Consider the following 16460-nt stretch of genomic DNA (forward strand, 5'->3'; position numbering starts at 1 on the left):
ACCGTCATGACAGAGCGTCAGAAAGACCGGCCCTGGCTCATGCGGACGTACGCCGGTCACTCGACCGCCGAGGCGTCCAACGAGCTGTACCGGCGCAACCTCGCCAAGGGGCAGACCGGTCTCTCGGTCGCGTTCGACCTGCCCACGCAGACCGGTTACGACCCCGACCACGTCCTCGCCCGCGGCGAGGTCGGCCGGGTCGGGGTCCCGGTCTCCCACCTCGGGGACATGCGGCGGCTGTTCCAGGACATCCCCCTGGAGCAGATGAACACGTCCATGACCATCAACGCCACGGCCATGTGGCTGCTGGCGCTCTACCAGGTGGTGGCCGAGGAGCAGGGCGCCGACATCTCCCGGCTCCAGGGGACGACGCAGAACGACATCGTGAAGGAGTACCTGTCGCGCGGGACGCACGTCTTCCCGCCCGGTCCGTCACTGCGACTGACCACCGACATGATCACCTACACGGTGAACCACATCCCCAAGTGGAACCCGATCAACATCTGCAGCTACCACCTGCAGGAGGCGGGCGCCACACCGGTCCAGGAGATCTCGTACGCGATGTCGACGGCGATCGCCGTCCTCGACGCGGTGTTCGCCTCCGGGCAGGTCCCCGAGGAGCGGCGGGGCGACGTGGTGGCGCGCATCTCCTTCTTCGTGAACGCGGGCGTCCGCTTCGTCGAGGAGATGTGCAAGATGCGCGCCTTCGGTCGCATCTGGGACAAGGTCACGCGCGAGCGGTACGGCATCGAGGACCCCAAGCAGCGGCGCTTCCGCTACGGGGTGCAGGTCAACTCGCTCGGCCTGACCGAGGCGCAGCCGGAGAACAACGTCCAGCGGATCGTCCTGGAGATGCTCGCCGTGACGCTCTCGAAGGACGCCCGCGCGCGGGCCGTCCAGCTGCCGGCGTGGAACGAGGCGCTGGGCCTGCCCCGCCCCTGGGACCAGCAGTGGTCGCTGCGCATCCAGCAGGTCCTGGCGCACGAGAGCGACCTGCTGGAGTACGAGGACATCTTCGAGGGCTCGCACGTCGTCGAGGCGAAGGTGAGCTCCCTGGTCGACGAGTGCCTGGCGGAGATCGACCGGATCCAGGGGATGGGCGGCGCCATGGCCGCCGTCGAGTCCGGCTACCTCAAGTCGCAGCTCGTCTCCTCGCACGCCGAGCGGCGGGCCCGGATCGAGGCCGGCGAGGAGAAGATCGTCGGCGTGAACTGCTTCGAGTCGACCGAGCCGAACCCGCTCACCGCGGACCTGGACACCGCCATCCAGACCGTGGACCCGGCGAACGAGGCGCGGGTCGTCGCGGCGCTGCACGAGTGGCGCGACAACCGCGACGAGGCCCGCGCGCAGGAGGCCCTCGCCACCCTCAAGGCGACGGCCGCCGGGGACGGGAACCTCTTCGCCGCCACCCTGGAGTGCGCCCGTGCGGGGGTCACGACCGGGGAGTGGGCCTGGGCGCTGCGCGACGTGTTCGGCGAGTTCCGCGCGCCGACCGGCGTCTCGTCCGCCCCGCTCGCGGTGGCGGCCGAGGAGGGCACCCCGCTCGCGGCCGTCCGGGAGAAGGTCGCCCGGACGGCCGCCGAGCTGGGCTCGGGACGGCTGCGGCTGTTGGTCGGCAAGCCCGGCCTGGACGGGCACTCGAACGGTGCCGAGCAGATCGCCGTACGGGCCCGCGACGCCGGGTTCGAGGTGGTCTACCAGGGCATCCGGCTCACTCCCGAGCAGATCGTCGACGCCGCGCTCGCGGAGGACGTGCACTGCGTGGGACTCTCCATCCTGTCCGGCTCGCACGCCGAGCTGGTGCCCGACGTGCTGGTGAGGCTCCGGGAGGCCGGCGCCGCCGACATCCCCGTCGTCGTCGGCGGGATCATCCCGGGCGCCGACGCCGCCGAGCTGCGGCGTGCGGGCGTGGCCGCCGTCTTCACGCCGAAGGACTTCGGCATCACGGAGATCATCGGCCGTATCGTCGACGAGATCCGCAAGGCCAACAAGCTCGACCCACTCGACAACCCCGCAATCCCTGCAAGCACGGAGGTCTCCGCATGACCGCGACCACCCCCGCCGGCTCCGTGAACCGGCTGCGCCCCCGCCGCTCCTGCCTGGCGGTGCCCGGCTCGAACCCGCGGTTCCTGGAGAAGGCCCAGGGCCTCCCGGCCGACCAGGTGTTCCTGGACCTGGAGGACGCCTGCGCGCCGCTCGCCAAGCCCGACGCCCGGCACACGATCGTGAAGTTCCTCAACGAGGGCGACTGGACGGGCAAGACCAGGGTCGTACGGGTGAACGACTGGACGACCCAGTGGACGTACCGGGACGTCGTCACGGTCGTCGAGGGCGCGGGTCCCAACCTGGACTGCATCATGCTGCCGAAGGTGCAGGACGCCTCCCAGGTCGTCGCGCTGGACCTGCTGCTGACGCAGATCGAGAAGACGATGGGCTTCGAGGTCGGCCGGATCGGCATCGAGGCGCAGATCGAGAACGCCCGGGGCCTGAACAACGTCAACGAGATCGCGCAGGCGTCCCCGCGCATCGAGACGATCATCTTCGGCCCGGCCGACTTCATGGCGTCGATCAACATGAAGTCGCTGGTGGTCGGCGAGCAGCCGCCCGGCTACCCGGCGGACGCCTACCACTACATCCTGATGAAGATCCTGATGGCGGCCCGCGCCAACGACCTCCAGGCGATCGACGGCCCCTACCTGCAGATCAAGAACGTGGACGGCTTCCGCGCCGTCGCCGGCCGCGCCGCCGCGCTGGGCTTCGACGGCAAGTGGGTGCTGCACCCGGGCCAGGTCGAGGCCGCCAACGAGGTGTTCTCCCCGTCGCAGGAGGACTACGACCACGCCGAGCTGATCCTCGACGCGTACGACTACTACACGTCCGAGGCGGGCGGCAAGAAGGGCTCGGCGATGCTCGGCGACGAGATGATCGACGAGGCCAGCCGGAAGATGGCACTGGTCATCGCCGGCAAGGGACGGGCCGCCGGCATGCGGCGCACCAGCACGTTCGAAGCCCCGGAGGCGTAGCACCATGCAGTTCGGACGCACCTACGAGGAGTTCGAGGTCGGCGCGGTCTACAAGCACTGGCCCGGGAAGACGGTCACGGAGTACGACGACCACCTCTTCTGTCTGCTCACCATGAACCACCACCCCCTCCACATGGACACCAACTATGCGGAGAAGACGACGGACTTCGGCAGGAACGTCGTCGTGGGTAACTACATCTACTCCCTGCTGCTGGGGATGTCCGTGCCGGACGTCTCCGGCAAGGCGATCGCCAACCTGGAGATCGAGTCGCTGCGCCACGTGGCGCCGACGTTCCACGGCGACACCATCTACGGCGAGACCACCGTCCTCGACAAGACCCCGTCGAAGTCGAAGAACGACCGCGGGATCGTGTACGTCGAGACCAAGGGCTACAAGCAGGACGGCACGCTCGTGTGCGTGTTCCGCCGCAAGGTGATGGTGCCGACCGAGACGTACACCAAGGAGCGCGGCGGCGAGCAGCCCGGCCGCCCGGAACTGAAGGCGCAGGAGAAGTAGCCATGGCCCGACTCGCGCAGACCCACGGTCTGACGGACGTCCAGCAGGAGATCCTGTCCACGGTCCGGGACTTCGTCGACAAGGAGATCATCCCGGTCGCGACGGAGCTGGAGCACCGCGACGAGTACCCGCAGGACATCGTCGACGGGCTCAAGGAGCTGGGTGTCTTCGGCCTGATGATCCCGGAGGAGTACGGGGGTCTGGGCGAGTCCCTGCTCACGTACGCGCTGTGCGTGGAGGAGATCGCGCGCGGCTGGATGTCGGTGTCCGGCATCATCAACACGCACTTCATCGTCGCGTACATGCTCAAGCAACACGGTACGCAGGAGCAGAAGGACACCTTCCTGCCCCGGATGGCGGCCGGCGAGGTGCGCGGCGCGTTCTCGATGTCGGAGCCGGCGCTCGGCTCGGACGTGTCGGCCATCACGTCGAAGGCGGTCAAGGACGGCGACGAGTACGTCCTGAACGGTCAGAAGATGTGGCTGACGAACGGCGGAACGTCCACGCTGGTCGCCGTTCTGGTCCGAAGTGACGAAGGACACCCCGAGGGCACCGCCCCCCACAAGTCGATGACGACCTTCCTCGTCGAGAAGGAGCCCGGCTTCGGCGAGGTCCGACCCGGCCTCACCATCCCCGGGAAGATCGACAAGATGGGGTACAAGGGGGTCGACACCACCGAGTTGATCATGGACGGACTGCGCATTCCGGCCAATCGGGTCCTGGGCGGGGTCACCGGCCGAGGGTTCTATCACATGATGGACGGCGTCGAGGTCGGTCGCGTGAACGTGGCCGCGCGCGGCTGTGGCGTGGCACAACGCGCCTTCGAGCTGGGTGTCGGGTACGCCCAGCAGCGCCACACCTTCGGCAAGCCGATCGCCCAGCACCAGGCCATTCAGTTCAAGCTGGCCGAAATGGCTACCAAGGTCGAGGCCGCTCATGCCATGATGGTGAACGCAGCTCGCAAAAAGGACTCCGGGGAGCGAAACGACCTCGAAGCGGGCATGGCCAAGTACCTGGCCTCCGAGTACTGCAAGGAGGTCGTGGAGGACGCCTTCCGTATCCACGGTGGATACGGGTTCTCCAAGGAGTACGAGATCGAGCGCCTCTACCGCGAGGCGCCGATGCTCCTCATCGGTGAAGGCACGGCCGAGATCCAGAAGATGATCATCGGTCGCCGGCTGCTGGAGGAGTACCGGGTCCAGGGCTGATTGTCGGGCTTCAGGGGCTTTTCGACGGTAATGGACCGCGAAGAAGATCACACCCAGTCATCTTCTTCCGGTCGTCGACTCGGCTTCTGGCTTGCCCAGTTGCGGCCCGCAACCGATAGCATCGCCAGAAAGCCGCCGTCCCCCCGTTCCCGAGCGCGGCCTCATCCGCTACGAAGGTCATCCATGCCCCACAGCCAAACCTCTGCACCTCGCGACAGCCGCACCGGCGTACGCCTCGCGCGCGGAGCATCGCCGTGGCTCCTGCCGACCGTCGCCACCGCTGCACTCAGTCTTGCCCGCTCGCGCCGTTCCAAGCGCGCCGCGGCCATCGCTGTGCCCACCACCGCGCTCGCGGCGGGCATGCTGTGGTTCTTCCGCGACCCCGAGCGCGAGATCGCTCAGGGCAGGGTCATCTCGCCCGCCGACGGGGTGGTGCAGAGCATCATGCCGTGGAAGGACGGGCGCACCCGGGTCGCCATCTTCATGAGCCCCCTGAACGTGCACGTCAACCGCGCCCCCCTCGCGGGCACGGTCACCTCCGTGGAGCACATCCCGGGCGGGTTCGTGCCGGCGTTCAACAAGGAGAGCGAGAACAACGAGCGCGTCGTCTGGCACTTCGACACCGAGCTCGGCGACATCGAGATGGTGCAGATCGCCGGCGCCGTGGCGCGGCGCATCGTCCCCTACCTGTCGCAGGGCGCCAAGGTGGAGCAGGGCGACCGGATCGGTCTGATCCGCTTCGGCTCGCGGGTCGACATCTACCTCCCGGAAGGTGTGGACGTCGCCGTCGAGGTCGGACAGACCACGACTGCGGGGGTGACTCGCATTGACCGTGATTGACCCCGAAAGGCCGGCCGGCTGGGTCTCCGACGGCGAGGTGCAGACCTCCGCCGAGGACCAGGAGGAGATGCCGCTGTCGCTCCGCCTGTCGATAGCGGACACGCTCACGCTGGGTAACGCCACCTGCGGTTTCATGGCGGTGTACTTCACCACCACCGGGATCCTCATCCCGCACCTCGTGGGCAGCGAGGAGACCGGCATGGCGCGGCACTCCGCCGCGACCGCCGTGATCCTCATGCTCTGCGCGGCCGTCTTCGACCTCTTCGACGGGCTCGTGGCGCGCAAGCTCCGCTCGTCCCCGATGGGCGCCGAGCTCGACAACCTGTCGGACCTGATCAGCTTCGGTCTGGCCCCGGCGTACTTCGTGCTCGTCTACGGGATGGTGGCGGACGACGCCCACCAGCGGGTCTCCGCGGTGGCGGCGATCGTGGTCCTGCTCGCGGTGGTGCTGCGGCTCGCCAGATTCTCCTGCGTGACCATGAAGGACGGCATGTTCCAGGGCATGCCGAGCCCCTTCGGGGCGCTGACGGTCGTGTCGATCGTGCTGCTGGAGCTGCCGTTCATCCCGACGCTGCTGGCGATCATCGGTACGGCGTGGCTCATGGTCAGCCGGGTCGAGTACCCGAAGCCGCGGGGCATCCTCGCGGTGGCGATGCTCAGCTGGATCGTCGGCGCGATGGGCCTGCTGGCCGCGTGGGCCTTCGAGGCCCCGGGCGGGCAGCTGCTGCTCCAGACCGGCTGCGCCCTCCAGGTCGTTCTGGGCGCGGTGATCCCGCTCTTCGCGACGGCGCGGCGGGTGAACACCTTCCGCGACAACCGGCGCGAGAGCCGGGAGGCGCGGACGGCGCAGCTGCCGTAGCGGACGAGATCGGCCGAGGGGCCCGGGTGCGGTAAACGCACCCGGGCCCCTCGCCGTACCGGGCGGGCCTTCTGAGCCCTCGCCTTACCGGCCCCGGCGTACCGGGCGGGCCTCCTGCGCCCCTCGCCGTACCGGGCGGGGCCTCCTGCCGCCTCCCCGCCTTCACGCCGTGTGGCGGGCTTCTCCGCCGCTGCCCCGGCCTCGGCGGCCGTTCCCGGCCCCGGCCGTGCCGGCTCAGCCGAGTGCCTTGAAGTAGTACGTGGTGCCGCGCGGTACCCCCGCCGGATCGGCCGCGTACCCGGGGACGGTTCCCACGCGGGTCCAGCCCGCGGAGCGGTAGAGCCCCTCCGCGGGGCTTCCCGTCTCGGTGTCCAGGACGAGCAGCGTGAGCCCCGCGTCGGCCGCCCCGGCCTCGGCGGCCGCCAGCAGCCGCCGCCCGAGGCCCCGGCCGCGCGCCGAGGTGTGCACGAGCAGCTTCGAGACGTCCCCGCGGTGCCGCTGGTTCGGGAGGGCGGGCCGCACCAGGGACACCACCCCCAGCAGCTCCCCGCCGGAGCCGAGGGCCGCCCAGACCGTCCTGGCGCCGCTTTCCACCTCCGCCGCCGCACCGTGCCACCAGGCGGCCGCCTCGGCGGTGTCCAGCGGCGCGAGGAAGCCGACGGACGCCCCGTCGTGCACGGCGTCCCGCAGCAGGGCGGCCAGCGCGCCACCGGCCTCCGCGCGCACGCGGTCGCCGGGGAAGAGCGCGATGCGGACCCCGTCCGGGCCGCCCGCACCGGCGTTCCCACCGGCAGCCGTGCCCGCACCGGCGCCCCCACCCGTGCCCGTGTCCCCGCGCGTGTCCATGATCGGATCGTGGCATGCCGGTGTTGCGTCCGGGTGACGTGGTGTTCCCCGGGGCCGCCGCACGGCGGTGAGCCGCGCGGGGGTGCGCGGCCGGCGGGGCGGGCGGGCCGGCGGTCGGGGCCGGGTGGTCAGGGCCGGGCGGTCAGCGGAGGAAGTCCTCGGCGAGGCGGGACGCCAGGCGTTCCAGGAGGGGGCCCGCTTCGGCGATGCACCGGGCCGTGTCCGGCTCCAGGTCGGTCAGCGCGTAGGCCCGGCGGATGCCGGCCCGGCCGAGAGCCTCGGGCGGGAGGGCCAGCCGGCCGCAGACGGCGACGACGTCGACGTCGGCCGCGCGGGCCGCCGCGGCGACGCCCGCAGGGGCCTTGCCGTGCAGGGTCTGCTCGTCGAGGGACCCCTCACCGGTGATGACGAGCGTGGCGCGGCCCAGGGCCTCGGTGAAACCGAGGATGTCCAGCATCAGCTCGATGCCGGGGCGGAAGCTCGCCCCGAGGCCGACGAGGGCCCCGTAGCCGATGCCGCCCGCGCCACCCGCGCCCGGCGAGGCGGCCGCCTCCGCGGCGCGCGGGCCGATCGCCTCCTCCAGGACCGTCACGAAGTGCGTGAGGGCGGCGTCGAGGACCTCCACGTCCCGTTCGGTGGCCCCCTTCTGCGGGCCGAAGACCGCGGGCGCGCCCTTCGGGCCGGTGAGCGGGTTGTCCACGTCGCTCGCGAGCACCAGGTCCACGTCCGCGAAGCGCGGGTCCAGCCCGGACAGGTCGGCGGTCACCAGGTCGCGCAGGCCGCCGCCGCCCGGACCGACGGGCTCGCCGTCGCCGTCGAGGAAGCGCGCGCCGAGCGCGGCGAGCATGCCGGCGCCGCCGTCGGTGGTGGCGCTGCCGCCCACGCCGAAGACGATGGTGCGGGCACCCGCGTCGAGCGCCGCGCGCAGCAGCTCGCCGGAGCCGTGGGTGGTGGCCGTGAGCGGGGCGAAGACGCCCTCGGGCAGCAGCTGGAGGCCCGACGCCTCCGCCATCTCCACGACCGCGGTGGTGCCGCGCAGCGCGAAGGCCGCGGTCACGGGCTCGCCGAGTGGGCCGGTCACGCGCAGCTCGCGCCGCTCGAACCCGGCGGCCACCGCCGCCGCGACCGTGCCGTCGCCGCCGTCCGCGACGGGCAGCGCTTCGACCCGGACGTCCGGCACGACGCGCCGGATCCCCGCGGTCACGCGCTCGGCGACCTGTACGGCCGTGAGCGACCCCTTGAACTTGTCGGCCGCCACGAGCACGTGTGCGACCTCAGTAACTGCTCCGTCCGTCACCTTGCATCCCTTGCTATCGAACAGGCAGTCGCGCCGGTGCCGACCCTATCCGGAGCTCCGGACGGCGTGCCACCCCTCCGTGGCCGGGGTCGGGGGCCCATAGTCTGGGATCATGAGCACGGAACCGATCGATCGTTCCCCGTCCGGCGCTCCCCCGGGCAGCCCGGTGAAGAGCGCGCCGGACGTCACGCTCGTGGGCATCGGCTTCACCGTGGTCCTGTGCGTGGTGGTGTGGGCCTGGTTGTGGGGGGACTCCTTCGACAGCGCGTCCGCCGCCGCCCTGTCCTGGGTGCTGGACGACTTCGGGTGGCTGTTCGTGGTCGCCGCCGACGTCTTCCTGGTCCTCTGCCTCGTGATCGCGTTCAGCAGGTTCGGCCGGATCCGGCTGGGCGCGGACGACTCGGAGCCGGAGTTCGGCAACCTCGCGTGGATCGCGATGATGTTCAGCGCCGGCATGGGCATCGGGCTGATGTTCTACGGCGTCGGGGAGCCGCTCACGCACTACCTGACCCCGCCGCCGGCGAGCGGGGTGCGCGCCGAGTCGGCCGAAGCGGCCCGCACGGCGATGGAGTACTCGTTCTTCCACTGGACGCTGACCCCGTGGGCGATCTACGGCATCGCCGGCCTCGCCCTGGCGTACGCGGGCTTCCGCAAGGCCCGCGGCACCCGGCTGAGCGCGGCCTTCGTCCCGCTGATCGGGACGCGCCGCGCGAACGGGTGGCCGGGCCGGCTGATCGACCTGCTCGCCGTGTTCGCGACGGTGTTCGGCACCGCGACCAGCCTGGGCCTGGGCGCGCTGCAGGTCGCGGAGGGGCTTGACCTGACGGCGGGCGTCACGGCGGACCGCTCGACGCAGCTCCTCGTGATCCTGGTGCTGTCGACGGCGTTCGTCCTGTCGGCCTTCTCCGGGCTGCACCGGGGCATCAAGTGGCTGTCCACGCTCAACATCGTGCTGGCGGCCGCGCTGATGGCGTTCGTCTTCCTCGTCGGGCCCACGGTCTACATCCTGGACACGATCCCGGCCTCGGTCGGCGGCTTCCTCGACAACCTGCTGCCGATGGCGAGCCGTACGGGCGCGTTCTCGGACCACACGTGGCTCGGCTCCTGGACGATCTTCTACTGGGCCTGGTGGCTGTCGTGGGCGCCGTTCGTGGGCACCTTCATCGCCCGCATCTCGCACGGCCGGACGATCCGCGAGTTCCTCGTCGGGGTGCTGCTCGTGCCGAGCGGCGCCACGGTGTTCTGGTTCTGCGTGATGGGCGGCTCGGCGCTGCGGCTGCAGTCGACCGGCGCGGCCGACCTGGCGGACGCGGTCAAGGACGGCGCCGAGGCGTCGCTCTTCGCGACGCTCGACGCGCTGCCGGGCGGCGCGATCACGGCGGTCGTGGCGATGGTGCTGGTCATGACGTACTTCGTGACGAGCGCCGACTCCGCGTCCCTGGTGATGGGTTCGCTCAGCAGCCGGGGCGCGCTGCACCCGCCGACCTGGCTGGTGGTCGGGTGGGGGGTGCTGATGGCGTCCGTCGCGGCGGTCCTGCTGGTGGTCGGGGGGCTGAACTCGCTGCAGACGGCGACGATCCTGGTGGCGCTGCCGTTCGTCGTGGTGATGCTGTGCCTGTGCTGGGCGCTGGTGCGGGAGCTGCGCGAGGATCCGGGCGCCGGGTCCGTCCGCCACCAGGCCCTGCACGGGCTGCGGGACGTCGTGCGGGCGATGGTCGGCGACGCGGTCACGGAGCAGGGCGCGACCCGCCACCACCGGCTGCGGCGGGCGGCGCGCTCGCGCACGGACACGGACACGGACGCGGACACCGGGGACACGGGCGGCGGCTCGGGGACGCCGTAGGAGGTGAGCGGCTCGGCCGGTCCGCGGGACGGGGCCGGTCGAGAGGCGCTCCGGGGCGCCCCGTCGATCGGGGCGAGCCCGCCCCGGGCGGCAGGACACCCCCCTAGGCTGGCCGCATGACCACGACCGATTACGCCACGTACATCGCCGGGCTGCCCAAGGTGCTCGCGGGCGCCGCCACGCTGCTGCGCGACCCGGAGGGACGCGTCCTGCTCGTCGAGCCCAACTACCGCGAGGGGTGGGCGCTGCCCGGCGGGACGATCGAGTCCGACGCGGACGAGACACCCCGCCAGGCGGCCCGCCGCGAGACCCTGGAGGAGATCGGGCTGGACGTGCCGCCCGGCCCCCTCCTGGCCGTCGACTGGGTGCTGGGACCGGGCCGCCCGCCGGTCGTGGGGTACGTGTACGACGGCGGCGTCCTCGACGCGGAGGCGTTCGGGCGCATCCGCCTCCAGGAGGCCGAGTTGCTCTCCTGGCGGCTGGTGCCGCGCGAGGAGATCGGGACCCACCTGCTCGGCCCGCTCGCCTCGCGGGTCGCGGCGGCGCTGGACGCCCTGGAGGCGGGCCGGGGGCCGGTCGAGCTGGAGAACGGCCGCCCCGCGCGCTGACCGCGGGCGGGGGCCGGCCGGTCAGCCGTGGTGGTCCTGCGGGCCGGGCTCCGGGGCGCGGGGGGCGTCCTCGCTCGCCACCCGCTCCTCCGTGCGGTGCCCGCGCTGGATGTAGTCGCGGACGACGAGCTCCACGGCGTCCTGCGGGCTGCCGACGCCCGCAAGGACCATGACTTCCACGACGAGTTCGGCATCCAGACTGACTGTCACCTTGGCCATGGGCGGGACCCTACCGGCCGGTCCGGTCATCCGTTCGCCGGACGGCGGATCCGCTGCGTACGCTCGGCGTATGACGAGGGTCGCGTTGCTCACCGGCGCCGGGATCTCCACCGACTCGGGGATCGCCGACTACCGGGGTCCCGACGGGCTGTGGCGGCGCGACCCGGGCGCCCGGAAGCTGGTCACGTACGCGTACTACATGGCCGATCCGGAGATCCGGCGCCGCGCCTGGCGGATGCGCCTGGACGGTCCCGTGCTGCGGGCGCGGCCGAACGCCGCGCACCTGGCCGTGGCCGCGTTGGACCGCACGCCGGGCTTCGCGGTGCGGGTGCTCACGCAGAACGTCGACGGGCTGCACCAGCTGGCCGGCGTACCGGGACGCAAGGTGGTGGAGCTGCACGGTTCGGCGCGCGCCGTGGTGTGCACCGGCTGCGGTGCCCGGTCGCCGATGGCCGCCGCGCTGGAGCGGGTGGCGGCGGGCGAGGACGATCCGGGGTGCGGGGCGTGCGGGGGGATCCTGAAGTCGGCGACCGTGATGTTCGGCGAGCGGCTGGACCCGGTGGTGCTGGACGAGGCGGTGGCGGTCGCCGCGGCGTGCGACGTGTTCCTCGCGGTCGGTTCGTCGCTCCGGGTCCAGCCGGCCGCGTCGTTGGTGCGGGTCGCCGCCGAGCACGGGGCGCGGCTGGTCGTCGTGAACGCCGAGCCGACCCCGTACGACGCGCTGGCCGACGAGGTGGTCCGCGAGCCGATCGGTACGGCGCTGCCGGCGCTGCTCGGGCGGCTCTGACCGCCCGTGGCACGGGCCCGCCCGCCGGGGCGGTCCCCTTAGAACAGGGCGCCGGCCCGGTTGCCGCTCTCGAAGGCGAGCAGTCGGCGCTTGCGGTCGAGGCCGCCGCCGTAGCCGGTCAGGCCGCCGCTCGCGCCGATCACCCGGTGGCAGGGGACGATGATGCCGACGGGGTTGCGGCCGTTGGCGAGGCCGACCGCGCGGGACGCCTGGGGCGCGCCGAGGGCCCGGGCGAGGTCGCCGTACGTACGGGTCTCGCCGTAGGGGATCCTGCGCAGCTCGTCCCAGACGCGGCGCTGGAACGGTGTGCCGGCCAGGTGCAGGGGCAGGTCGAACGCGGTCAGCTCGCCGGCGTGGTAGGCGTCCAGCTGGCGGACGGCCTCGGTGAAGGGCCGCGGGTCGGGCTCGCCGAAGGTCTCCTCGGCGGGGCGGTGGCGCTGGTCGGTCATGTACAACCCGCTGAGGACGCCGTCGGTGGCGACGAGCGTGAGCGGGCCGTAGGGGCTGTCGACGACGGTGTGCTGCCGGTTCATGCGGGCTTCCTCAGGAGGGGAGGTGGTTGATCGGGTGGCTGTCGGTCGCCCAGAGGTACTGGACGGCGTAGGCGCGCCAGGGGCGCCAGGCGGCGGCGCGGGCCGTGAGGGCGGCGGGGGTGGACGGCAGGCCGAGCCCGGCGGCGGCCCGGCGGACGCCGAGGTCGGTGGGGAGGAAGGCGTCGGGGTCGCCGAGGGCCCGCATGGCGATGGCCTCGACGGTCCAGGGGCCCAGGCCGGGCAGGGCGAGGAGGTGGGCGCGGGCCTCCTCCCAGTCGGTGTCCAGACCGAGGCGGAGGGTGCCGTCGGCGAGGGCACCGACGAGGGTGGTGAGCGTCGTACGGCGGGTGCGCGGCAGGGCGAGGGCCTCGGGGTCCAGCGCGGCGAGCGCCCCGGGTGCGGGGAACAGGTGGGTGAGTCCCCCCTCGGGGTCCTCGACGGGGGTGCCGTGCGCGGTGACCAGGCGCCCGGCGTGGGTGCGGGCCGCGGCGGTGGAGATCTGCTGGCCGAGGACGGCGCGGACGGCGAACTCGGCGGCGTCGACGGTACGGGGGACACGGCGGCCGGGCGCCGCGTCGACGAGCGGCGCGAGCAGCGGGTCGGCGCGCAGCTGCTCGTCGACGGCGACGGGGTCGGCGTCGAGGTCGAGGAGCCAGCGGCACCGGCTGATGGCGTGGGAGAGGTCGCGCGGGTCGGTGAGGAGCAGCCGGCAGGCGATGTGGCCGGCGGCCGGGGCGAGGGAGACGATGCCGGGTCCGTTCGGGAGGGCGAGCGTGCGCCGGTAGGCGCCGTCGCGCCACTCCTCGACGCCGGGGACGGCGGTGGCGGCGAGGTGCCCGAAGAGGTTGGACGGGTCGAGGGGCGTGCGGTAGGGCAGCCGCAGGGCGATGACGCCGGGGGTGGGTGAGGGGGCGGCGCGGGGGCCGGTGGCGCGGGCGCGCAGCTCGCCGGGGGCGAGGGCGAACACCTCGCGGACCGTCTCGTTGAAGGTGCGGACGGAGGAGAACCCGGCGGCGAAGGCGATGTCCGCCATGGGCATGGCGGTGGTCTCGATGAGGACGCGGGCGGTCTGCGCGCGCTGGGCGCGGGCGAGGGCGAGCGGCCCGGCGCCCAGTTCGGCGCGGAGCTGCCGCTCGATCTGGCGGGTGGAGTACCCGAGGCGGGCGGCGAGACCGGGGACGCCCTCGCGGTCGACGACGCCGTCGCGGATGAGGCGCATGGCGCGGGCGACGGCGTCGGCCCGTACGTCCCACTCCGGGGAGCCGGGGCTGGTGTCGGGCCGGCAGCGCTTGCAGGCGCGGAACCCGGCCTGCTGGCAGGCGGCGGCGCTCGGGTAGAACACCATGTTCCGCGGCTTGGGGGGCACCACCGGGCAGCTGGGGCGGCAGTAGATGCGGGTGGTGAGGACGGCGGTGAAGAACCAGCCGTCGAAGCGGGCGTCCTTCGACCGGACCGCCCGTACGCAGCGCTCGGTGTCGGTGTGCATGGTTCCAGCATCGGGCAGCCGGACGGCGGGTCGCTGGCGGTTTTCCGACATGAGCGTCCGCCGGCCTGGGGTGGGGCCGGTTGCCCCGGCGGGCGGGCCTGTGGGGCGGGGTCGACCGGCTGTGGGAGGGTGGGGCGTTACCCGCCTGCGTGGCGGGGCAGGCCGCTGGGGGGCGTGGCAGGGCCGGGCCGGGAGCGCGGGCGGCGGGTGCGGTGCGGTGCGCGGATCTGGGCGGGCGGGGGCGGGGCGCTGACCTGCGCGTGGGGCTGGGGCGTGGACCTGGGCGGCCGGGGCGGGGCGCGGGGCGGTGGCCTGCGCGGAGGGGCGGGGGCGGTGGCCTCGGCGGGGGCGCGGACCTGCGCGGGCGGGGCGCGGAGCGCGGGCGGGGGCGCGTATGTGTGCGGGCGGCCGAGGGGCGGCCGGCGGGCGGCAGCGGCCGGCCCCGGTGCGCGGCGCGCCCGGGCTGGGCCGAGGTGCGGGCGCGGCCCGGGCGCCCCGGTGCGGGCGGGGCGCGGTGGAGGGGGCGGAGCGCGGGTGGGGGGGGAGCGCGGGTGGGGGCGGAGCCGGAGCGACGTGGAGCTGGCCCCGGCGGCCTGTGGGGCCGGCTTCCCGGGGCGTCGCCCGTCGGCGCCTCGCCGTACGCAGGGCCCGGAGGACGGTCGAGGGGATCGTCCTGACGGGCCCGGACCCCTGGACGGATACCTGGGGCGTCGCCCGGGGCGCCACCCCGTGGCGGGCGGGCAGCACCCTGCGGGCGCGGAAGTGCGGGATGCGGTGACGGCGGCCGCCCGGCGCCGGGGAGCGCGGGCGGCCGCCGTCGGGGCGTACGTGCCGGGGGCCGTCCGGGAGATGCCGGACGGCCGGGCGACGGGCGGGCGGCCGGGCGAGGGGCTGCCCGTGGTGGGGACGGGTCAGGCGGTGGCCTCGGCGGGGGCGGCCGTCGCGGTGACCAGCCCGGTCAGCACCGCGGAGAGGCCGGTGATGACCTCGGCGTCCTCCGACGGGTGGGTCTCGGCGAACCGCGTCACGGAGCCCGGGATGGCGAGCTCGACGCCCTCCACCACGGTGCCGCCGGCCACGCCCACGGCCTTGCGGGCCTCGGTCTGCGCCCACACGCCGCCGTACTGGCCGAAGGCGGTGCCGATCACGGCGACCGGCTTGCCCTGGAGCGCGCCGGCGCCGTAGGGGCGGGACAGCCAGTCGATCGCGTTCTTGAGGACGGCCGGCATGGTGCCGTTGTACTCCGGGGTGAAGAGCAGCAGGGCGTCTGCGTCGGCGACGGCGGCACGCAGCCGGGCGGCGGCCTGCGGGAGGTCCGCCCCGGTGTCGATGTCCTCGTTGTAGAAGGGGACGTCGGCGAGACCCTCGTACACCTCGACGGTGACGCCCTCCGGGGCGAGGCCGACGGCCGCCTCGGCGAGCTGGCGGTTGTGCGAGCCGGCGCGGAGGCTGCCGACGAGGGCGACGATGCGAGCGGACATGGTGACTCCTGGAGGGGACGAGGGGAGGCTTCCAAGTTAACCGGACCGGGGTCCGTTTACAGTTGTACCAGTTAACCGGACCACGGTCCACTTTCTTCCGACGGCGTTAGGCTGCTGCCATGACCACTCCGCCCCCGCACGGACGTACGGAGCTGTCCCTCACTCCCTCCGACGCGCCGCCGCCGCTGCGCGCGGACGCCGCCCGCAACCGCGCACGCCTGCTGGAGGCAGCCGCCCGCCTGGCCGCCGAGCACGGCGCGGCCAACGTGACCATGGACGCCATCGCCTGCGCCGCCGACGTCGGCAAGGGGACCGTCTTCCGCCGCTTCGGCGACCGGGCCGGACTGCTGCTGGCACTCCTCGACCACCAGGAGGAACGGTTCCAGGCCGCGTTCATGTCGGGCCCCGCACCGCTCGGCCCGGGTTCCCCGCCCCGCGACCGGCTGCACGCCTTCGGCCCCGCCGTCCTGCGCCACGAGCAGGATCACCTCGACCTGTACCTGGCCGCCCAGCCCACCGCCGAGCGCCGCCACCTCGTACCCGCCCGCGTCGTACGCCTCACGCACCTCACGCTGCTGCTGCGGCAGTCCGGCACGGGCGCCGACGTGGAGCTGGCCGCGCACACCCTCCTCGGCAGCCTCGACACGAGCCTCGTGCACCACCTCCTCACCCGGCGCGGCATGCCGCTGGAGCGCCTGGAGGCCGGCTGGCACGACCTGGTGTCACGGCTGCTGCCGCCCCCGGCAGACGACTGACCGCCGGGGGGCCGGGCCTCCCGTATCCCCCCTCCCCCGGGGTCCCGGCGGCCCGAACCCCGCGTCCCCCCTGCATCGGGCCGCCGGGAGCGTCGACACCCGCGGCCGTCACCGGTCGGACCGTGGCCCGCCCAGCCGCCGACGACGAACCGCCCTCA

At 73.4% G+C, this 16460-nt stretch carries 16 protein-coding genes; 10 read left to right on the top strand and 6 right to left on the bottom strand.

Annotated elements, in window-relative coordinates; all coding sequences use genetic code 11:
- Nucleotides 1-6 precede the first annotated feature (6 nt).
- The 6 genes from ACF053_RS04210 (at nucleotide 7) to pssA (ending at nucleotide 6447) form a co-directional block, all read left to right on the top strand.
- Nucleotides 7-2046, top strand: coding sequence for a protein meaA (locus ACF053_RS04210; RefSeq protein ID WP_391952385.1), 2040 nt, complete (start codon nucleotides 7-9; stop codon nucleotides 2044-2046).
- Nucleotides 2043-3023: an HpcH/HpaI aldolase/citrate lyase family protein gene (locus ACF053_RS04215; protein ID WP_058940169.1), complete on the top strand. Its 981-nt coding sequence runs from the start codon at nucleotides 2043-2045 to the stop codon at nucleotides 3021-3023. The genes ACF053_RS04210 and ACF053_RS04215 overlap by 4 nt, the downstream gene beginning before the upstream one ends.
- Before the next feature lie 4 nt (nucleotides 3024-3027).
- On the top strand, nucleotides 3028-3540 hold the full coding sequence (locus ACF053_RS04220) for a MaoC family dehydratase (RefSeq protein WP_391952386.1): 513 nt from the start codon (nucleotides 3028-3030) through the stop codon (nucleotides 3538-3540).
- A 2-nt stretch (nucleotides 3541-3542) separates the two neighbouring features.
- Nucleotides 3543-4748 carry an acyl-CoA dehydrogenase family protein gene (locus tag ACF053_RS04225; protein ID WP_391952387.1) on the top strand — a complete coding sequence of 402 codons (1206 nt, stop codon included), beginning with the start codon at nucleotides 3543-3545 and terminating at the stop codon, nucleotides 4746-4748.
- A 183-nt stretch (nucleotides 4749-4931) separates the two neighbouring features.
- Nucleotides 4932-5588, top strand: a complete 657-nt coding sequence (locus ACF053_RS04230) for a phosphatidylserine decarboxylase (protein WP_058940172.1) — start codon at nucleotides 4932-4934, stop codon at nucleotides 5586-5588.
- Nucleotides 5575-6447, top strand: a complete 873-nt coding sequence (gene pssA / locus ACF053_RS04235; RefSeq protein WP_391952388.1) for a CDP-diacylglycerol--serine O-phosphatidyltransferase — start codon at nucleotides 5575-5577, stop codon at nucleotides 6445-6447. The genes ACF053_RS04230 and pssA overlap by 14 nt, the downstream gene beginning before the upstream one ends.
- A 234-nt stretch (nucleotides 6448-6681) precedes the next feature.
- Here the strand turns inward: pssA and ACF053_RS04240 are convergent, their stop codons facing one another.
- Nucleotides 6682-7293 carry a GNAT family N-acetyltransferase gene (locus tag ACF053_RS04240; protein WP_391952389.1) on the bottom strand — a complete coding sequence of 204 codons (612 nt, stop codon included), beginning with the start codon at nucleotides 7291-7293 and terminating at the stop codon, nucleotides 6682-6684.
- A gap of 142 nt (nucleotides 7294-7435) precedes the next feature.
- Nucleotides 7436-8590, bottom strand: a complete 1155-nt coding sequence (locus ACF053_RS04245; protein WP_391952390.1) for a glycerate kinase — start codon at nucleotides 8588-8590, stop codon at nucleotides 7436-7438.
- 112 nt (nucleotides 8591-8702) lie between these two features.
- Between ACF053_RS04245 and ACF053_RS04250 the strand changes: the two genes are divergently transcribed.
- Both ACF053_RS04250 and ACF053_RS04255 read left to right on the top strand, forming a co-directional pair.
- Nucleotides 8703-10433, top strand: a complete 1731-nt coding sequence (locus ACF053_RS04250; protein WP_391952391.1) for a BCCT family transporter — start codon at nucleotides 8703-8705, stop codon at nucleotides 10431-10433.
- Nucleotides 10434-10549: 116 nt separating this feature from the next.
- Entirely contained in the window at nucleotides 10550-11041 is a 492-nt protein-coding gene (locus tag ACF053_RS04255) for an NUDIX domain-containing protein (RefSeq protein ID WP_391952392.1), read from the top strand.
- 21 nt (nucleotides 11042-11062) lie between these two features.
- On the opposite strand, the gene ACF053_RS04260 is transcribed toward ACF053_RS04255, so the two are convergent.
- The gene (locus ACF053_RS04260) at nucleotides 11063-11260 is read right to left on the bottom strand and encodes a type II toxin-antitoxin system VapB family antitoxin (protein WP_391952393.1); all 198 of its coding nucleotides are present in this window, start codon (nucleotides 11258-11260) and stop codon (nucleotides 11063-11065) included.
- Nucleotides 11261-11330: 70 nt separating this feature from the next.
- Between ACF053_RS04260 and ACF053_RS04265 the strand changes: the two genes are divergently transcribed.
- On the top strand, nucleotides 11331-12047 hold the full coding sequence (locus tag ACF053_RS04265) for an SIR2 family NAD-dependent protein deacylase (protein ID WP_391952394.1): 717 nt from the start codon (nucleotides 11331-11333) through the stop codon (nucleotides 12045-12047).
- Between the two features lie 38 nt (nucleotides 12048-12085).
- Here the strand turns inward: ACF053_RS04265 and ACF053_RS04270 are convergent, their stop codons facing one another.
- The 3 genes from ACF053_RS04270 to ACF053_RS04280 form a co-directional block, all read right to left on the bottom strand.
- A complete protein-coding gene (locus ACF053_RS04270) occupies nucleotides 12086-12580 on the bottom strand; it encodes a methylated-DNA--[protein]-cysteine S-methyltransferase (protein ID WP_391952395.1) in 495 nt (164 codons plus the stop codon).
- A gap of 10 nt (nucleotides 12581-12590) precedes the next feature.
- Nucleotides 12591-14066 (bottom strand): AlkA N-terminal domain-containing protein, encoded by a 1476-nt coding sequence (locus ACF053_RS04275; protein WP_391952396.1) that lies wholly within the window; start codon nucleotides 14064-14066, stop codon nucleotides 12591-12593.
- A gap of 911 nt (nucleotides 14067-14977) precedes the next feature.
- Nucleotides 14978-15547 (bottom strand): NAD(P)H-dependent oxidoreductase, encoded by a 570-nt coding sequence (locus tag ACF053_RS04280; protein ID WP_391952397.1) that lies wholly within the window; start codon nucleotides 15545-15547, stop codon nucleotides 14978-14980.
- 119 nt (nucleotides 15548-15666) lie between these two features.
- On the opposite strand from ACF053_RS04280, the gene ACF053_RS04285 reads away from it, so the two are divergent.
- A complete protein-coding gene (locus ACF053_RS04285) occupies nucleotides 15667-16302 on the top strand; it encodes a TetR/AcrR family transcriptional regulator (protein WP_391952398.1) in 636 nt (211 codons plus the stop codon).
- Nucleotides 16303-16460 lie beyond the last annotated feature (158 nt).

It is taken from the genome of Streptomyces kanasensis, from assembly GCF_043077165.1.
GTDB lineage: Bacteria > Actinomycetota > Actinomycetes > Streptomycetales > Streptomycetaceae > Streptomyces > Streptomyces changanensis.